This is a genomic window from Clostridium saccharoperbutylacetonicum N1-4(HMT) (assembly GCF_000340885.1).
In the GTDB taxonomy this organism is placed as follows: Bacteria; Bacillota; Clostridia; order Clostridiales; family Clostridiaceae; genus Clostridium; species Clostridium saccharoperbutylacetonicum.
Map to the genome: position 1 here is coordinate 2,551,849 of NC_020291.1, position 14,819 is coordinate 2,566,667.

Annotated in this window: 14 protein-coding genes; 12 read left to right on the plus strand and 2 right to left on the minus strand. The window is 28.0% G+C overall.

All coding sequences use genetic code 11. The features are described from left to right. The first annotated feature begins 54 nt into the window (after positions 1 to 54). The 4 genes from CSPA_RS11325 to CSPA_RS11340 all read left to right on the plus strand — a co-directional run bounded on the left by CSPA_RS11325 (position 55) and on the right by CSPA_RS11340 (position 3,857). On the plus strand, positions 55 to 945 hold the full coding sequence (locus CSPA_RS11325) for a PHP domain-containing protein (RefSeq protein ID WP_015392405.1): 891 nt from the start codon (positions 55 to 57) through the stop codon (positions 943 to 945). Positions 946 to 1,087: 142 nt separating this feature from the next. Beyond that, positions 1,088 to 2,329 carry an MFS transporter gene (locus CSPA_RS11330; RefSeq protein WP_015392406.1) on the plus strand — a complete coding sequence of 414 codons (1,242 nt, stop codon included), beginning with the start codon at positions 1,088 to 1,090 and terminating at the stop codon, positions 2,327 to 2,329. Between the two features lie 110 nt (positions 2,330 to 2,439). Continuing rightward, positions 2,440 to 3,054, plus strand: coding sequence for a sugar O-acetyltransferase (locus tag CSPA_RS11335; RefSeq protein ID WP_015392407.1), 615 nt, complete (start codon positions 2,440 to 2,442; stop codon positions 3,052 to 3,054). Between the two features lie 242 nt (positions 3,055 to 3,296). After that, positions 3,297 to 3,857: a nitroreductase family protein gene (locus tag CSPA_RS11340; protein WP_015392408.1), complete on the plus strand. Its 561-nt coding sequence runs from the start codon at positions 3,297 to 3,299 to the stop codon at positions 3,855 to 3,857. Between the two features lie 92 nt (positions 3,858 to 3,949). Here the strand turns inward: CSPA_RS11340 and CSPA_RS11345 are convergent, their stop codons facing one another. Continuing rightward, positions 3,950 to 4,774 (minus strand): MerR family transcriptional regulator, encoded by an 825-nt coding sequence (locus CSPA_RS11345; protein WP_015392409.1) that lies wholly within the window; start codon positions 4,772 to 4,774, stop codon positions 3,950 to 3,952. Positions 4,775 to 4,880: 106 nt separating this feature from the next. Between CSPA_RS11345 and CSPA_RS11350 the strand changes: the two genes are divergently transcribed. The 7 genes from CSPA_RS11350 to CSPA_RS11380 all read left to right on the plus strand — a co-directional run bounded on the left by CSPA_RS11350 (position 4,881) and on the right by CSPA_RS11380 (position 11,370). Beyond that, the gene (locus tag CSPA_RS11350; protein ID WP_015392410.1) at positions 4,881 to 5,219 is read left to right on the plus strand and encodes a DMT family transporter; all 339 of its coding nucleotides are present in this window, start codon (positions 4,881 to 4,883) and stop codon (positions 5,217 to 5,219) included. Between the two features lies 1 nt (position 5,220). Beyond that, the gene (locus tag CSPA_RS11355; protein ID WP_015392411.1) at positions 5,221 to 5,535 is read left to right on the plus strand and encodes a DMT family transporter; all 315 of its coding nucleotides are present in this window, start codon (positions 5,221 to 5,223) and stop codon (positions 5,533 to 5,535) included. Positions 5,536 to 5,816: 281 nt separating this feature from the next. After that, positions 5,817 to 6,722, plus strand: coding sequence for a metal ABC transporter solute-binding protein, Zn/Mn family (locus CSPA_RS11360; RefSeq protein WP_015392412.1), 906 nt, complete (start codon positions 5,817 to 5,819; stop codon positions 6,720 to 6,722). A gap of 142 nt (positions 6,723 to 6,864) precedes the next feature. After that, complete coding sequence (locus CSPA_RS11365) at positions 6,865 to 8,493, plus strand: permease (RefSeq protein ID WP_015392413.1); 1,629 nt, start codon at positions 6,865 to 6,867, stop codon at positions 8,491 to 8,493. 27 nt (positions 8,494 to 8,520) lie between these two features. Beyond that, entirely contained in the window at positions 8,521 to 9,303 is a 783-nt protein-coding gene (locus tag CSPA_RS11370) for a TIGR03943 family putative permease subunit (RefSeq protein WP_015392414.1), read from the plus strand. 393 nt (positions 9,304 to 9,696) lie between these two features. Continuing rightward, entirely contained in the window at positions 9,697 to 10,884 is a 1,188-nt protein-coding gene (locus CSPA_RS11375) for a metallophosphoesterase (protein ID WP_241425118.1), read from the plus strand. Positions 10,885 to 11,055: 171 nt separating this feature from the next. After that, complete coding sequence (locus CSPA_RS11380) at positions 11,056 to 11,370, plus strand: thioredoxin family protein (RefSeq protein ID WP_242832620.1); 315 nt, start codon at positions 11,056 to 11,058, stop codon at positions 11,368 to 11,370. On the opposite strand, the gene CSPA_RS11385 is transcribed toward CSPA_RS11380, so the two are convergent. Next, entirely contained in the window at positions 11,363 to 12,301 is a 939-nt protein-coding gene (locus tag CSPA_RS11385; RefSeq protein ID WP_015392416.1) for a DMT family transporter, read from the minus strand. The two genes, CSPA_RS11380 and CSPA_RS11385, sit on opposite strands and share 8 nt — an antisense overlap. A gap of 589 nt (positions 12,302 to 12,890) precedes the next feature. On the opposite strand from CSPA_RS11385, the gene CSPA_RS11390 reads away from it, so the two are divergent. Next, positions 12,891 to 14,762 (plus strand): beta-glucoside-specific PTS transporter subunit IIABC, encoded by a 1,872-nt coding sequence (locus tag CSPA_RS11390; RefSeq protein ID WP_015392418.1) that lies wholly within the window; start codon positions 12,891 to 12,893, stop codon positions 14,760 to 14,762. Positions 14,763 to 14,819 lie beyond the last annotated feature (57 nt).

Consider the following 14,819-nt stretch of genomic DNA (forward strand, 5'->3'; position numbering starts at 1 on the left):
GGAATTATAAAATTAGAAAAGAAGATATTAAAAATTAAAAAGGAGAGATTTATAATGAGTTATATTGATTTACATATGCATTCAAATCATAGTGATGATGGTGAATTTAAGCCAAAGGAATTGGTTGATTTATGTTTGAAAAATCAAATAAAATATTTTTCTATTGCAGATCATAATAGTGTTAATGGAATAAAGGAAGCAAAAGAATATTGCATTGGAAAGGATATTAAAATCATTCCAGCAATAGAATTAGATTGTACTATCGATAAAGTTAATTTACATGTTTTGGGATATGGAATAGATTATGATAAGAAGATATTTCATGAAATTGAAGAAAATATTATTAAGCAGGAACAAACTGCATCAAAAAAGCGTATGAAATTGATTCGTGAATTAGGTATAGAATTCTCAGATGAGGTTATAGCGACCTTATCTAGAAATGGAGTAGTTAATGGTGAGATGATTGCTGAAGCTGCTATGGAATTTGACAAGGAACATAAAAATCCACTGCTTATGCCTTATTATGAAAATGGATCAAGAAGTGATAATCCGTATGTTAATTTTTACTGGGATTATTGTGCTCAAGGTAAACCAGCGTATGCTGAAGTGAAATTTATTAACTTGCAGAAAGCAATTAAAATTATTGAAGAAAGTGGAGGAATACCCGTACTTGCGCACCCTGGAAACAATGTTAAAGAAAATATTAACTTATTAAAGGATATTATTTCTTATGGTATTAAGGGGATAGAGGTTTATAGCAGTTATCACAGTAAAGAACAAGTGGCATTTTATAAGGAGTTTGCTTTAAAAAATAAATTGCTTTTAACTTGTGGAAGTGACTTTCATGGAAAAACTAAACCTAGCATATCTATTGGTGGGACAGATTGTGAAAACAATGAGGAACTTATTATATCCGAATTAAAAGAGTTAATACACTTATATTAGAATTAAAGATTAATGAAGTAATATGCGCAGTATGTGTTATTTAAAATTAGGGGAAAAATGTATTATTTATAATTAATTTATTAATATGTTTTCATAAATAAATTTCGATATAGAATGAGTTTATAATAAAAGGCGGAAAAATATGAAAATAGAATTACTAAAGTTAAACAGAGCAAACATAGTTTTTATTGGGTTAGTTATAATAAATATATGTGTATCTTATCTTGCTGGAAGTACTGGAATTTATGCAGCTACAGCATTTCGTGAATATGGTAGATTAGACTTGTTCAATGCAATGTTTATATTAGAGCCTTTAGCTAGAAGTCTTTCATTACTTATTTCAGGCAGAGCTGGAGAATATTTTGGTCGTAAACAATTATATATGTGGAGTGTGGGCACTTTTGCTCTAAGCATAGCAATTAGTGCAGTAGCAACAGATGGAATCACATTTCTTTTAGCTAGAGGTGCTTCAGGTTTCTTTTGGGGACTATTCTTTGCAAATGTATTTACAATGATAAATGACATAATGTCAGAAGAAGAATATCCAGTTAGAATTGGGATTATGCAGACGATCTATTCTTTAGTGCTTATTTTGGGTCCAATACTTTGTGGATTGCTTACTGAAAGTTGGAATTGGCGTATATCAATTGCTACTTTGCTTCCTTTATTTGTAGTTGGAATGTTACTTGTAGGTTGTTTTATGCCGAAGAGTAAAATAAAAAAGAAAATTAATGTAAATATTTTAAAAGAAAATTCTAAAACTGAAAGCATAAATCAAGATAAAAAAAGTGGAAGAGAATTACTAATTGTACAATTACTAAAGCAAAGGGGATATGGTGTAATTATTTTAATTACTTTCATAACTACATGTATTTCTTGCAGTGGTAATTATACACCGCTTTATGCACAGACTATTTTAGGTGCGAATACGGCTATCAGTGCTATTGTGCTTGCTCCGTGTAATATTTTCGTAATGGCCTTGTCAAGTGCAGCTGGTATATATATTTCAAAGAAAGGCTGCACAAAGACTATCTTTATTCTAATGTCAGGAACCATCTTTATAGGAACATGTATTTATGTAGCAACATTATTTATCTCTAGTTACTTTGTTATTATACTATCAACGGCAATTATAGGAATTGGAGTTGGGATACATCAAGTTGCTCCATTTGCCTTTGCACAGAGACATTTAGAGGACAAACTAATAGCAGAAGGAATATCATTCATTAGTTTTGTGCAAGGAGTTGCAGGAGTTATTGCTGGAATGGTATATTCGGCAACCATGAAAAATGGAATTGCATTTTCGTTAGCATTTACAGTAGTTTATAGTCTTACATTAGTTTTAATTACTATATTAAAATATAAAGAACCTCAAGGTGAGTAGAATCCAAGAAAGAACAATATGTTAATAGGATAATACGCAAATATTTATTTAAAGATACAAAAAATCAAAATAATTATATGAATTAAGGTAAAGAAAAGGAGAGGAAGGAAATGAATCAAAAAGAAAGAATGTTAGCAGGATTACCATATAAGGCTTGGCTAGATGGCTTAAGTGAAGAAAGAAGAGAAAATAAGTTGAAAATATATGAATATAACTTACTTAGACCAGATGAAAAAGACAGGATGAGTGAACTGATTGAAGATATACTTGGGAAGGCTGGCGATAATATTTGTATAGAACAGCCCTTTCACTGTGACTATGGAAAAAACATTGAAGTAGGCAAAAACTTTTTTGCTAATTATAATTGTACAATATTAGATGTTGGAAAGGTGAAAATAGGGGATAATGTTATGTTTGCACCTAATGTATCAATTTATACAGCAGGACATCCTATTCATCCAGATTCCAGAAATTCAGGGTATGAATATGGAATAGGAATAACCATAGGAGATAATGTTTGGGTAGGGGGAAGCGTTGTTATAAACCCTGGAATTCATATTGGAAACAATGTTGTAATAGGTTCAGGAAGTGTAGTTACTAAAGATATTCCAGATAACGTGATAGTAGTAGGAAACCCAGCTAAAGTTATTCGTGAGATTACAGAAGAAGATCGTAAATATTACTATAAAAACAAGGAATTTGACGTAGAAGATTTCAACGTTTAAAGCAATTTTGTGTATTCATATATCAAAATAAAAGACTTAAGAAATAGAGAGCCAATGTATGTGTGATATTTTGTAAATTATGTTATAATGAGTGTTATTAATAACTATAGTTTAATAAACAATAGTAAGATATGATGAATTAAATATTGTAAGGAGTAATAAATACTTAATGATTTAATTTTTAAAATAAAATTCTGTAATATAAAAAATACGATTAATCATACTAGAGGGGATGAATAAAAATGGAAATTTTAGAATGTATTAATAGCAAAAGAAGTATTAGAGCATATACAGATGAAATAATACCTGAAGAAGTTCTAAATAATCTAATTGAACTTGGTACAAAATCATCAACCGGTTCAGGTCTTGAACCATGGGGATTTGTAATTATTCAAGATAAAAATGAAATAAATTCATTATCTGAAAGGACAAAACAATATTTATTAGATAATTTTGAAAAATATCCTTATTTACATCAATATGAAAATTGGTTAAAGAACCCACAATATAGTATTTTCAATCACGCAAGTACATTGCTGATTATTTATGGAAATGTAGAATCTCATTGGCATGTTTATGATTGCAGTCTTGTAGCAGGAAATATTATGTTGGCAGCTCATAGTATAGGAATTGGAACTTGTTGGATTGGATTTGCAGAGCATACTTTAAACACAAAGGAATTTAAAGAAAAGTATGGTGTTCCAGAACAATATGAATTGGTTTGCCCTATGAGTATTGGATATATGAAAACTAAATTGACACCACCAAAAAGAAAAAAACCAATAATATTTAATAAAAAATAAAAGATACAATATTCATATATTGAGTATTATAGGTGGACAATCCCACCTATAATTTTTATGTCCATATTTCAACATTGTATTAAAACATAGCCTTATTTTTTTATTAAAATAGAAGTTTTTATAACAAAGTTTTCGTAACCAGATACAGACAATTCATCTAAAATTACATCTTCAAAAAAATACTCACTTAAATTTAAATTATTTTCATTAGCAAAGTCAAGAATTTTTAAATAGGTTTCTCCTATAGAGTCATATCCAGTTGTATGATAAGCAGTTAAATAGTTACCTGCTTCTTTTTTATATAAATTATTTTCTGTTAATGGTGCTGAAATTTTTGTATAAAAAAAGCTATATAAATTATAATTGGCTTTTTTTACATTTTCTAAGCTAAGCATTTGCCCAACAGTAAATGGAGAGATAATATTATTTTCAGTACAATATCTCATATGGTTTGCAAAAGATAGTGGGATATTTCCATAGTCTGAATTTGGAAGTGCATTTGAAATGAAGAATAATTCCATTTCCTCTTTTGATATAAAAATTTTTTCGTTAGTTATATTGAATATGGATTGAGTTGTTTTAACTTTTTGAGAAATTAAATTTTTTATAGCTAAGAGTCTATTAATTTCTGCATCTATTTTATTATTTTGATTATTTAAGAGATCTATCAATTCATTTGGAGTTCTTATATCTAAATATGCTTTGATTTCTTTAAGTGGCATTCCCAATTCTTTTAAAGCTGATATAACAAAAAAAGGTTCAACTTGAAAAGCAGAATAATATCTATATTCATTTTCTCCTTTTATTTCTGGTGAAAATATTCCTAATTTATCATAGTGAAAAAGTGTATGCTTTGTAACGCCAACAATTTTAGCAAATTCACCAGTTGAGAAATAAATTTTTTGATTTTTATTCATTATAAGAAAACCTCCTATTGACTATCGTGTAACACTATACTTTATTATATGAAATATAAAATTAGACTTCAAGGAGAAGTGAATATATTTTAAGGAGCGAAATTTAATGAATAAAAACTGGATATTTATAATAATTTCTGGAATTATAGAAGTACTTTGGGCTACAGGATTAAAATACTCAAATGGTGTAATTACTTGGATAGGAGTAGTAATGCTTATAGGTTTATCCTTTTGGTTATTGTTTGAAGCTACAAAAGAAGTTCCAGTTGCAACAGTTTATGCTGTTTTTACAGGAATAGGGACAGTGGGTACAGTTTTAACGGGGATGATTTTTTTTAATGAAGCCTTTAGCTGGAACAAAATATTATTTATTACTGTACTTTTAATAGGAATATTAGGTTTGAAAATTGTTACACCAAATTCAGATACGAAAGGAGAAATTTAATATGGGTTGGATGTTTTTAATTTTAGCTGGCTGCTGTGAAGTATTTGGTGTTGATAGTATGAATAGAGTGATGAAATATAAAAATATACAGTCTTATTTAAGGGTATTTATTGGATTTGTATTCAGTTTAACTTTTTTATCCATGGCAATGAAAACACTTCCTATGGGAATTTCTTATGCAGTTTGGACAGGAATGGGAACTGTAGGAGGAACCCTTGTGGGGATGATATTTTATGGTGAATCAAAGGATTATAAAAGGATTTTATTTATAGGTATGATTTTAGTTGGAGTAATAGGTTTGAAATTGGTAGCATAAATAATATTGATTTATTTTGGTTCAACTTAAATCTTTGATAAATTTAAAAGTTAAAAAATTAGAATAATATTTGAGGTTAAAACTTACCATAAAAATATAGATGGTAAGTTTTTATTTTTAATCTTACTAGAATATGGATTTGCTATTTTAATGATTGTTTGAGAATTGTAAATTAAAATAGCTATTGTTAAATTTTAATATTGTTGACATATTTAAATGTTAATAGTAGTATTATTAAATGAAAATGCAAATGCAAATCATATGCATGTGGAGGTGCAAATATGAAAAAGAAAATTATTTCAGGAGTTTTAGCTTTAATGACAGGTATTTTACTAATAGGCTGTGGGGCTAATACCCAAACAACATCAGATAACGCTCAAAAAGTAAAAGCTGATAAATTGAAAATCACAGTGTCAATTTATCCATTACAAGAATTCACAGAAGAAATTGCAGGAGATAAAGCAGAAGTTACCTGTTTAGTCCCTAATAACGTTGAACCACATGATTATGAGCCCAAAGCGCAAGATCTTGAAGTTCTAACTAAAAGTGATGCTTTTATTTATAATGGACTTGGGATGGAGAGTTGGGTTTATAAAGTCAACGACGTAATAAAAGATAAAAAAATACCTATTGTAGAGTCAACTAAAGGAGTAGAAGCAAGAAAAGAAGAAAATGCCATCGATCCTCATAGTTGGTTAAGTTTAAAAAATGCAGAAATACAGTCTGAAAATATAAAAAATACCCTTGTAAAATTAGATGAAAAGATTAAAGATTATTACGAAGAAAACTATAATAAATTTAAAGGTGAATTGGAAAGTTTGTATAATGAAAATAAACCTAAATTTGAAAAATTAAATAAAAAGAATTTTGTAACAGGACATGCTGCCTTTGGTTATTTGTGCAGAGATTTTGGATTAACACAAAAGTCAGTAGAAAATCTATTTGGAGAAGGTGAACCTACGCCTAAACAATTAGAAGATTTAGTTAAGTTTTGTAGAGAAAGCAATATAAAAACTGTTTTTTCAGAATCCCTTGCAAGTCCTAAGGTATCAGAAACATTAGCGAATGAAGTAGGTGCAAAGGTGGTTCCAATCTTAACATTAGAATCGAAGGAAGATGATAAGAGTTATATTGAATCAATGAGATATAATTTAGATGAAATTTATAAATGTTTAGAAAATGAATAAATGAATTAGTGTAGGAATATTTATAAGTTAACATAAAACATTAATACTAAGTTTCTTTTAAGAATATTTAAGAGGTTGTAATTTTTATCAGCTGGTAATATAATTCTTTTATGAAAAATAATTACAATAGGGAGAGTGAAGGATGAAAACTAAAATAAATATTGTTTTGGGTTTTATTGGATCTGGAAAAACTAGTTTTATAAATTCTATGTTAAAGACAGATGAATTGGCAAATGAAAAAATTGTAATTCTCCAAAATGAATTTGGAGAAACCGATATTAATGATAAACTATATAATTCCAATAAATTAATGAATATTATTAATTTAAAAAATGATTCAAATGAAGATATTACTGATATGTATATAAGAAATATTTTATTAAAGTATTCTCCGGATAGAATATTCATTGAAGAAAATAGCATGAAAAATCCTAATTCTATTATTAATATTTTTAATGACAAGTCCGTCAAAAAATTATGTAAAATTGATGATATTGTAGCTATAATTAACGCAAAACAATTTTTCATACTTTTGAAAAATCTAAAAAATATTATAAGTAATCAAATTTTTAATAGCGATAGCATAGTATTAAATAGTATAAATGAATTAGATAAAAATGAATTTAAAATTATACAAAAAGAAATTAAGAAGATTAATGAAACAGCTAGTCTTATAGAATATGTCCCTAACTTAAATATAAAAGAAATTTTTCAAGAGGAATTTAGAGAAATAAGAAATAGAAGTAATTTTTCTATAATGAAAAACTTGTTTTATATGGGGGGACTAGTATTACTATTTACTTGTTTAGTATCTCTTTATATGAGTGATTCTATTAGCTATAATGGCTATTTAGTTAAGTTTCAAAAATTATATATTGTATTTTTAAGTATTTTAATTCAAGGATTACCGTTCATTTTAGTAGGAAGCTTCGTGTCTGCAATAATACAAATTTATATTTCTAAAGACACATTTATAAAAATATTTCCCAAAAATATTTTTTTATCATGCATATTAGCAGCTTTTGCTGGTTTATTATTTCCTATATGTGACTGCGGGACAATCCCGGTTGTTAAAGGATTTATGAAAAAGAAAATACCTATAGGTGCTGGAATTACTTTTATGTTAGCTGCACCTATAGTAAATCCAATAGCTATTATTTCAACAATGTATGCTTTTCAAGGCATGAAATCAGTAGTAATTTATAGAGTTTGTTCAGGAATAATTATTGCAATAGTGGTAGGCTTAACTATGCAACTTTCAATTAAAAAAGGGGAAGAAATATTAAAGGATAATACTAATTTAACAAGCTGTAATTGCGGGCTATGTGATAATGAAGATAATACTTCAGAAAATAAGTTTGAGAAAATTAGATCGGTGTTTATTCACGCTGGGGAGGAATTTTTTAATACAGGTAAATATATGATAATAGGTACAGTTCTTTCTACCATTTTTCAAAATGTAATATCATTAAATAACAAGGGTTACCTTCCTAATGATAATAGACTTTCACTTATATTTATGATATTAATATCTTTTTTACTTTCAATTTGTTCAACATCAGATGCATTTGTTGCAAAAGGTTTTTTGACACAGTTTTCTATAAACTCTGTAATGGGGTTCCTAGTAGTTGGACCAATGCTTGATATAAAAAATGCAATTATGCTTTTTGGTAATTTTAAAAATAAATTCGTTTTAAAGTTAATGTTTTTTGTTTTTCTAGTATCATATTGTGTTTTAATAAACATTGGGTTAATTTACTTATCATATTAAATCTTATATATTATTGAGGTGAAAAATATGAAAAAATTAGATATGGATGTAATATTAAAAATGCTGATATTATTAGGTTTTTCAATATTTTATCTTGTGATTATTTTAAATAATCAAATATTAATTTATGTACATCCAAGAATTGTTCCATTTGCAATATTTGGAATGATATCGATGTTTATAATTGCATTATTTTTTATTCCAGATAGTATTAATAATAGAAAAAGAAAAATTAAGCTGAAAAATTATGTTGTCTTTGCAATTCCATTAATCCTAGTATTCTTTATGCAAAGTACTAATGCAAATTCATATACTGCTTCTAATAAAGATAAAAATACTGATATTACAGATAATTTGGATTCTGCTGGTTCAACATATGAAATATATAGTGGTAAAACTGAAAGCAATGGACAAGGTGTAGTTAATAAAAAACAATTAGATATTAGAAATAATATTATTGAAGTAAATCAAAGAAATTTTGTATTTTCCATTGATGAAATTATAGATAATATTGATAAATATGAAGGAAAAGAAATAGAAATAGCAGGATTTGTTTATAGAAATAAAGAACTAAAAGAAAATGAGTTTATATTAGGAAGGTTTATGATGGTATGCTGTGCTGCTGACATGCAAATTGCTGGACTTAGATGTGATAATAATAGTTTAGAATCTTACAGGAATGATACTTGGGTTAAAGTTAAAGGAAAAATTAAAAAAGATACTTATGATGGTGCAGTAGATCCGATTATAGTATTAGAACATATAGAAAAAGATAATAATCCAGATACTTCATATGTATATCCATTTTAATTGAAATTCATACTAGAATATAAATAAAATTATTAATATAAAAATATACAGATAGTTAAAGCTATTTAAGTTTTTGCTTAAAGTAGATCCAACTATTTTTTGTTATAGCTTATTGCATATTTAGATTAAAAATAATTTGTTCTTTAATAGAATAATCAAAGAAATTTTAACAATTAAAGTCGAGGAAATAATTATAATTCCTAAAACATAAATTATACTTTTTCATGAAAAAGAGCCTAATTCGATACAAATAATACATAAATATAGTATGAATGGCTGTGGTAATTTTGTTAGGATAAATATGGAGATGCAAATATATTGACATTAATAGCGTTAAGAATTATATATTAAATATAGATTCACTTAATTAATACCATATTAGAAATTATGGAATTGGAAATTTTAAAAAATTTATCAAAAGAAGAAAAGAGGTTAGTTATGCTAGTTGCTGTAGTTATTCTTAGTGTATTTATTATTTATGGCCTTACTAATTTAATGATTGCTAAAGAGGCAATGACATGGATTCTTATAATGTGTCCAAGTTTACCTCACTATATTTTTTATATAATTTATTCAATTTGTGCTGTATCAGTTTTTATTATGTTTTCTTTGCCTGCTAGATATAGAGTGCGAAAGTATATAGCTTGTTTTTCATATTATTGGATGGGCAGTTATTTCTATCTGCTGTTAACAACTTTAATTTCAATTATAATAGTGTTTTTTTGCTTCCAGTTTGGTTTTGTTAGTCCAGATTTTCAACGGCAAGTAGTTTTTATTAAAGGTTGGATTGTATTTATTACTGTTTTAGGTACTTTAATCTATGGAAGAATTAATGCGAAAGATATAAAACTCAATTCTTACGATATAAGGATTGATAAGAAAGCTGAAATTAGTGAATTGAAAATAGCCTTAATAAGTGATATTCATTTGAGTGGCATAAACAATTACGGGCATTTTAGTAAAGTAATTAAGAAGATAAATAGTACAAATCCAGATCTTGTATGCTTTTCTGGGGATATTTTTGATAGTGATTATTATGCAATGGAAAATTCAGAAAAGATACAAGAATTGTTGAAGGAGATCAAATCTAAATACGGAACATATGCTTGTATGGGGAACCATGACGCAGGTAAAACTTATAAGGAAATGATTGAGTTTCTTCAAAAATCACCTGTCAAGGTTTTAAATGATGATTACATTAATATTGAAAATAAATTTGTAATAGCTGGAAGAAGGGATTCAAGGCCTATTGGATATCAAGGTGAAGCAAGAGGACAACTTCTTGATTTAGATGAGAAATCTAAGGAGTTACCCGTTATTGTACTAGATCATCAGCCTTCAAATATTAAGGAATATAATTCAAATATAGATCTTGTTTTATGTGGCCATACTCATAGAGGACAAATTTTCCCTCTTAATTATATTACAAATGCAATATTTGATGTTGATTATGGATATTATAGAAAAGACAAAGATAGTCCTCATGTGATTGTATCCTCTGGGGTAGGTACTTGGGGTCCGCCATTTAGAATTGGTACTAATAATGAAGTGGTTAGCATAAATGTGCTTTTTAGGAAATAATTTTTGGTAAGTTGTAAAATGTGATGCGAAATTCTCTGAACTTGATAAATTTGATAAATAACTACTATAAGATTAATAATAAAGTAATGCTCAACAGTAGGCTGATGTATAATGCTTAGAGATCAATTAATTACATATATGTAATTGAGAGGTGGGATTTGTTTGGAAGAAGTGACATATCAGGATAGAATTAATGACAATATTAATAATAGTAAAATGCTTATTTTATATTTTAGTAATAAAGCATGTGGAGCTTGCGAAGTTATCAGGAGTAAGGTTGAGAAGCTTTTAGAATTATATCCTGAAATCAATATTATAGATATAGACGGTGAAAAAGAAATGAAATTTGCAGCAATGAAAAGTGTTTTCTCCTTTCCTTTGTTAATACTCTATATTGAAGGTAAAGAAACAATGAGATTTGGAAGAAATATCGATTTTCTTGAATTTGAAAAAAGTATTGATAGATACTATAAATATCTTAGTTAGTATTATTTTGAGTTGATAGTCCAGGCAAAATAGATGAAAGTGAGCCCAAAAGTATAAATAGAATACCAATAAGCATATTAAATGGGATTACTTCATGTAGTAAAATTAATGCAAGAATTGGCGCTAATATTGGTTTAAAGAAGAAAACTAAAGAAGTAACTTGTGCAGAAGTTTCTTCCATTGATTTAAAATAACAAGCAAATCCAACGCCAGTATTAATAATACAAATATACGATACAATAGGAAATGTGCTTAAAGTGTATCCTGTAAATAAAGGTATATTTGAGAAGATTTCAAGTCCACTAGAATAAAACAAGTTTGCAATAGGAGATATATGACTTAAACCAATTAAAGCTAACATTTCAAGACTTCCAAATAAAAAACCAAAGCAAGTAACTACGATACCTCCATATTTAGCGCATTTCTTTTTACCAGAAACTCCATAAAAAGCAAAAGTTAATGTAGATGCAATTGTAAGTATGGTACCAAGTACACTAAGTTGTGTATTTAATGGATTTATTATGATTATTGTTCCAACAACTTCAAGAATTAAAGCAAGAACATTGTTTTTGTGAATAGCTTCTTTCAATAGAAAGAAAGCCAAGATTGTAACAAAGACTGGATTGCAGCTAAATAAAACAGCAACAACAGAAGCCTTTGAGTTTTGGACTGCCAATTGATATAACACCATACTCACAACAGTACCTAAGAAACCTAAAAAAGCAAAATAGCGCAAATCTTTAGCTGAAATAGAAGAATGTTTTTTATGAAGTGCATTTAAAGCAAAGGGAATTAAAAATAACCCACCTATAAAAAATCTAGTAAAAGTAAGCTGTATAGGATTAAATACTCCAGAAATAAACTTTAGTACGATTTCCATTGTACTAAAAATAATAGTTGTCAAAGCTATATATAAATATCCCTTTTTCATGATAACACCTCCAAATTTGATCTGTATTGGTTAAAAAATACTTAGTAACTTAAAGGAAACTTTAAATATTATCTAGCTTTAGTATATAATAACAGCACATGTAATGTTAATACATATTTTATATATTTTTTAATAGGAGATCCTAAAATTACAACTAAACGTTTAGCGTTGTAAAGAAAGAATAGTTGTTTGCCACAATATTTACAAGATTATATTGATATTGTGAGAGAAGCGTTATAAAAAAGAACTCACAATATTTAGAGATACCTGTTAGATAAGCTTATCTGTGATATCACAGAAGAATTCCTTCATTATATTACTATTATTATAAAACAACGAATTTGATGTGGAGGATTACCGTTAATTTTTATAAATAATTAAAACTTGACTTTGTGAAAACGTTTATGGTAGTATATAAACATAAAATGAAATATATCATAGTAGACGTGCTACTGGTAATGCAGGCAAGATCGAATCAATCGTTTAGATTATTTTTATATAATCTAGCTATTTGATTTGGTCTTTTTTTGTTGAATGGCCATGAAACAAAAAGCTAAAAATTGTGTAAATATTTTAGGAGGAATTAATTATGGATTATGCAAAAATAGCACAAGATATTTTGAAAAATTTAGGTGGAAGGGATAATGTAAAAGAATTATCTCATTGTATGACACGCCTCAGATTTAAATTAAATAATTCATCTAAAGTAAATAAAGACGTAATTTCCAAAATCGAAGGTGTTATTTCAGTTGTTGAAGGTATGGGACAATTTCAAGTTGTAATAGGAAACAAGGTTACAAAGGTTTATGATGAAATGATTAAATTAGTACCGGAATCAGGTGTTTCAACTTCAGATTCTGCTGAAAGACAAAGTATTGGGAATGCACTTTTATCTGGTTTATCAGGCATCTTTGTTCCTATAGTTCCTGCTATTGCTGGATCTGGTATGGTTAAAGGGATTTTAGCAATTTGGGTACTATTTTATTCAAATAAATATGGAATTGATGTAAAACAATATCAAAGCTATATTATTTTAAATGCATTATCTGATGCTGTATTTTATTTCTTACCTATATTTTTAGCATTTACAGCAGCTAAAGTATTTAAAACTAGTCAAGTATTATCAATGATTATTGCAGCAACTTTATGTTATCCTGCTTTCACTGCACTTATGACAGGAAAGGATGCAGTTGATTTTTTGGGACTTTCTGTGACAAAAGCGCCTTATACCTCTTCTGTAATTCCAATTATCATTGCAGTATGGGTACTATCTTATGTAGAAAGATTCTTTGAAAAACATATACCAGAAGTATTAAAAATTATTATGGTTCCAACCTGTGTCTTGCTTGTGATGCTTCCTGCTACAATTTTACTATTTGGACCTATTGGAATATATTTGGGAAATGCTATTAACTTTGCTTATAAATCTATTTATATATTTAGTCCAGTTTTATGTGGAGCTTTTATTGGAGGTTTATGGTGCGTGTTGGTTATTTTTGGTGCACATAAAGCTTTAGTTCCAATTGGTATTAATGATGTTGCACAAACTGGAAGGCAAAATCTTTTGGCTTTTGCAGGTGCAGCTAACTTTTCACAAGCTGGTTCTGCACTTGGAGTATTCTTTAAGACAAAAAATAAGCAATTAAAAACAATTTCTATGTCTGCTAGTATTACTGCTCTTTTTGGAATCACAGAACCTGCTATCTATGGTGCAAACCTTAGATTAAAAAAACCAATGGTATGTGCTGTAATCTGCGGTGCTATTGGTGGTGGAATTATGGGGATTGGAGGATCTTATGGAAATGCCTTTGCAAACCAAGGTATCTTAACAATACCTGTTTATGCTTCAGCTGGAATGGTACCATTTTTAAGTTACTTAGGCGGTTGTGCTATTGCATTCTTTGGTTCTGCTATTTTAACTTATATAGTTGGTTTTGAAGATATAGAAAATGAGGATGAGGAAGCAGATAAAACTAGCAATTCACCTGAAAATTTATATTTTAGCGATGATCTTGAAATTACATCTCCATTAAGTGGAAAAGTTATTCCATTAACTGAGGTAAATGATAATGTATTTTCATCAAAGGTTATAGGTACCGGCGTAGCTTTAATTCCAACTGATGGAATAATAAAAGCCCCTGCTGACTGTAAAGTAGTTTCACTATTCCCTACGTTACATGCTATAGGCTTAAAATTAGATAATGGAGCTGAATTATTAATTCATATTGGAATTAATACAGTAGAATTAAAGGGAAGACATTTCGAATCATATGTAAAACAAGGTGATTATGTAAAAAAGGGAAATAAACTAATATCTTTTGATAAGGATAAGCTTAAAGAAGCAGGATATGATATTACAACACCAGTAATAGTTAGTAATACAGGGGATTTTGCAGATGTAAGTACATGTGAAAGTAAACATGTATCAGATAACGATATAATTATTTCTCTAGCAAAATAAAATGAAATAGACTAATATTAACTATTTTTAATATAAAGCACAAAAAATAACAAGGCT

Bases quoted from the DNA above. Each gene is read 5' to 3' on its own strand.
- CSPA_RS11340 (WP_015392408.1), top strand. From the start codon at position 3,297: ATGGAAATTTTAGAATGTATTAATAGCAAAAGAAGTATTAGAGCATAT.
- CSPA_RS11345 (WP_015392409.1), bottom strand. From the start codon at position 4,774: ATGAATAAAAATCAAAAAATTTATTTCTCAACTGGTGAATTTGCTAAA.
- CSPA_RS11390 (WP_015392418.1), top strand. From the start codon at position 12,891: ATGGATTATGCAAAAATAGCACAAGATATTTTGAAAAATTTAGGTGGA.
- CSPA_RS11360 (WP_015392412.1), top strand. From the start codon at position 5,817: ATGAAAAAGAAAATTATTTCAGGAGTTTTAGCTTTAATGACAGGTATT.
- CSPA_RS11330 (WP_015392406.1), top strand. From the start codon at position 1,088: ATGAAAATAGAATTACTAAAGTTAAACAGAGCAAACATAGTTTTTATT.
- CSPA_RS11385 (WP_015392416.1), bottom strand. From the start codon at position 12,301: ATGAAAAAGGGATATTTATATATAGCTTTGACAACTATTATTTTTAGT.
- CSPA_RS11370 (WP_015392414.1), top strand. From the start codon at position 8,521: ATGAAAAAATTAGATATGGATGTAATATTAAAAATGCTGATATTATTA.
- CSPA_RS11350 (WP_015392410.1), top strand. From the start codon at position 4,881: ATGAATAAAAACTGGATATTTATAATAATTTCTGGAATTATAGAAGTA.
- CSPA_RS11365 (WP_015392413.1), top strand. From the start codon at position 6,865: ATGAAAACTAAAATAAATATTGTTTTGGGTTTTATTGGATCTGGAAAA.
- CSPA_RS11355 (WP_015392411.1), top strand. From the start codon at position 5,221: ATGGGTTGGATGTTTTTAATTTTAGCTGGCTGCTGTGAAGTATTTGGT.
- CSPA_RS11335 (WP_015392407.1), top strand. From the start codon at position 2,440: ATGAATCAAAAAGAAAGAATGTTAGCAGGATTACCATATAAGGCTTGG.
- CSPA_RS11325 (WP_015392405.1), top strand. From the start codon at position 55: ATGAGTTATATTGATTTACATATGCATTCAAATCATAGTGATGATGGT.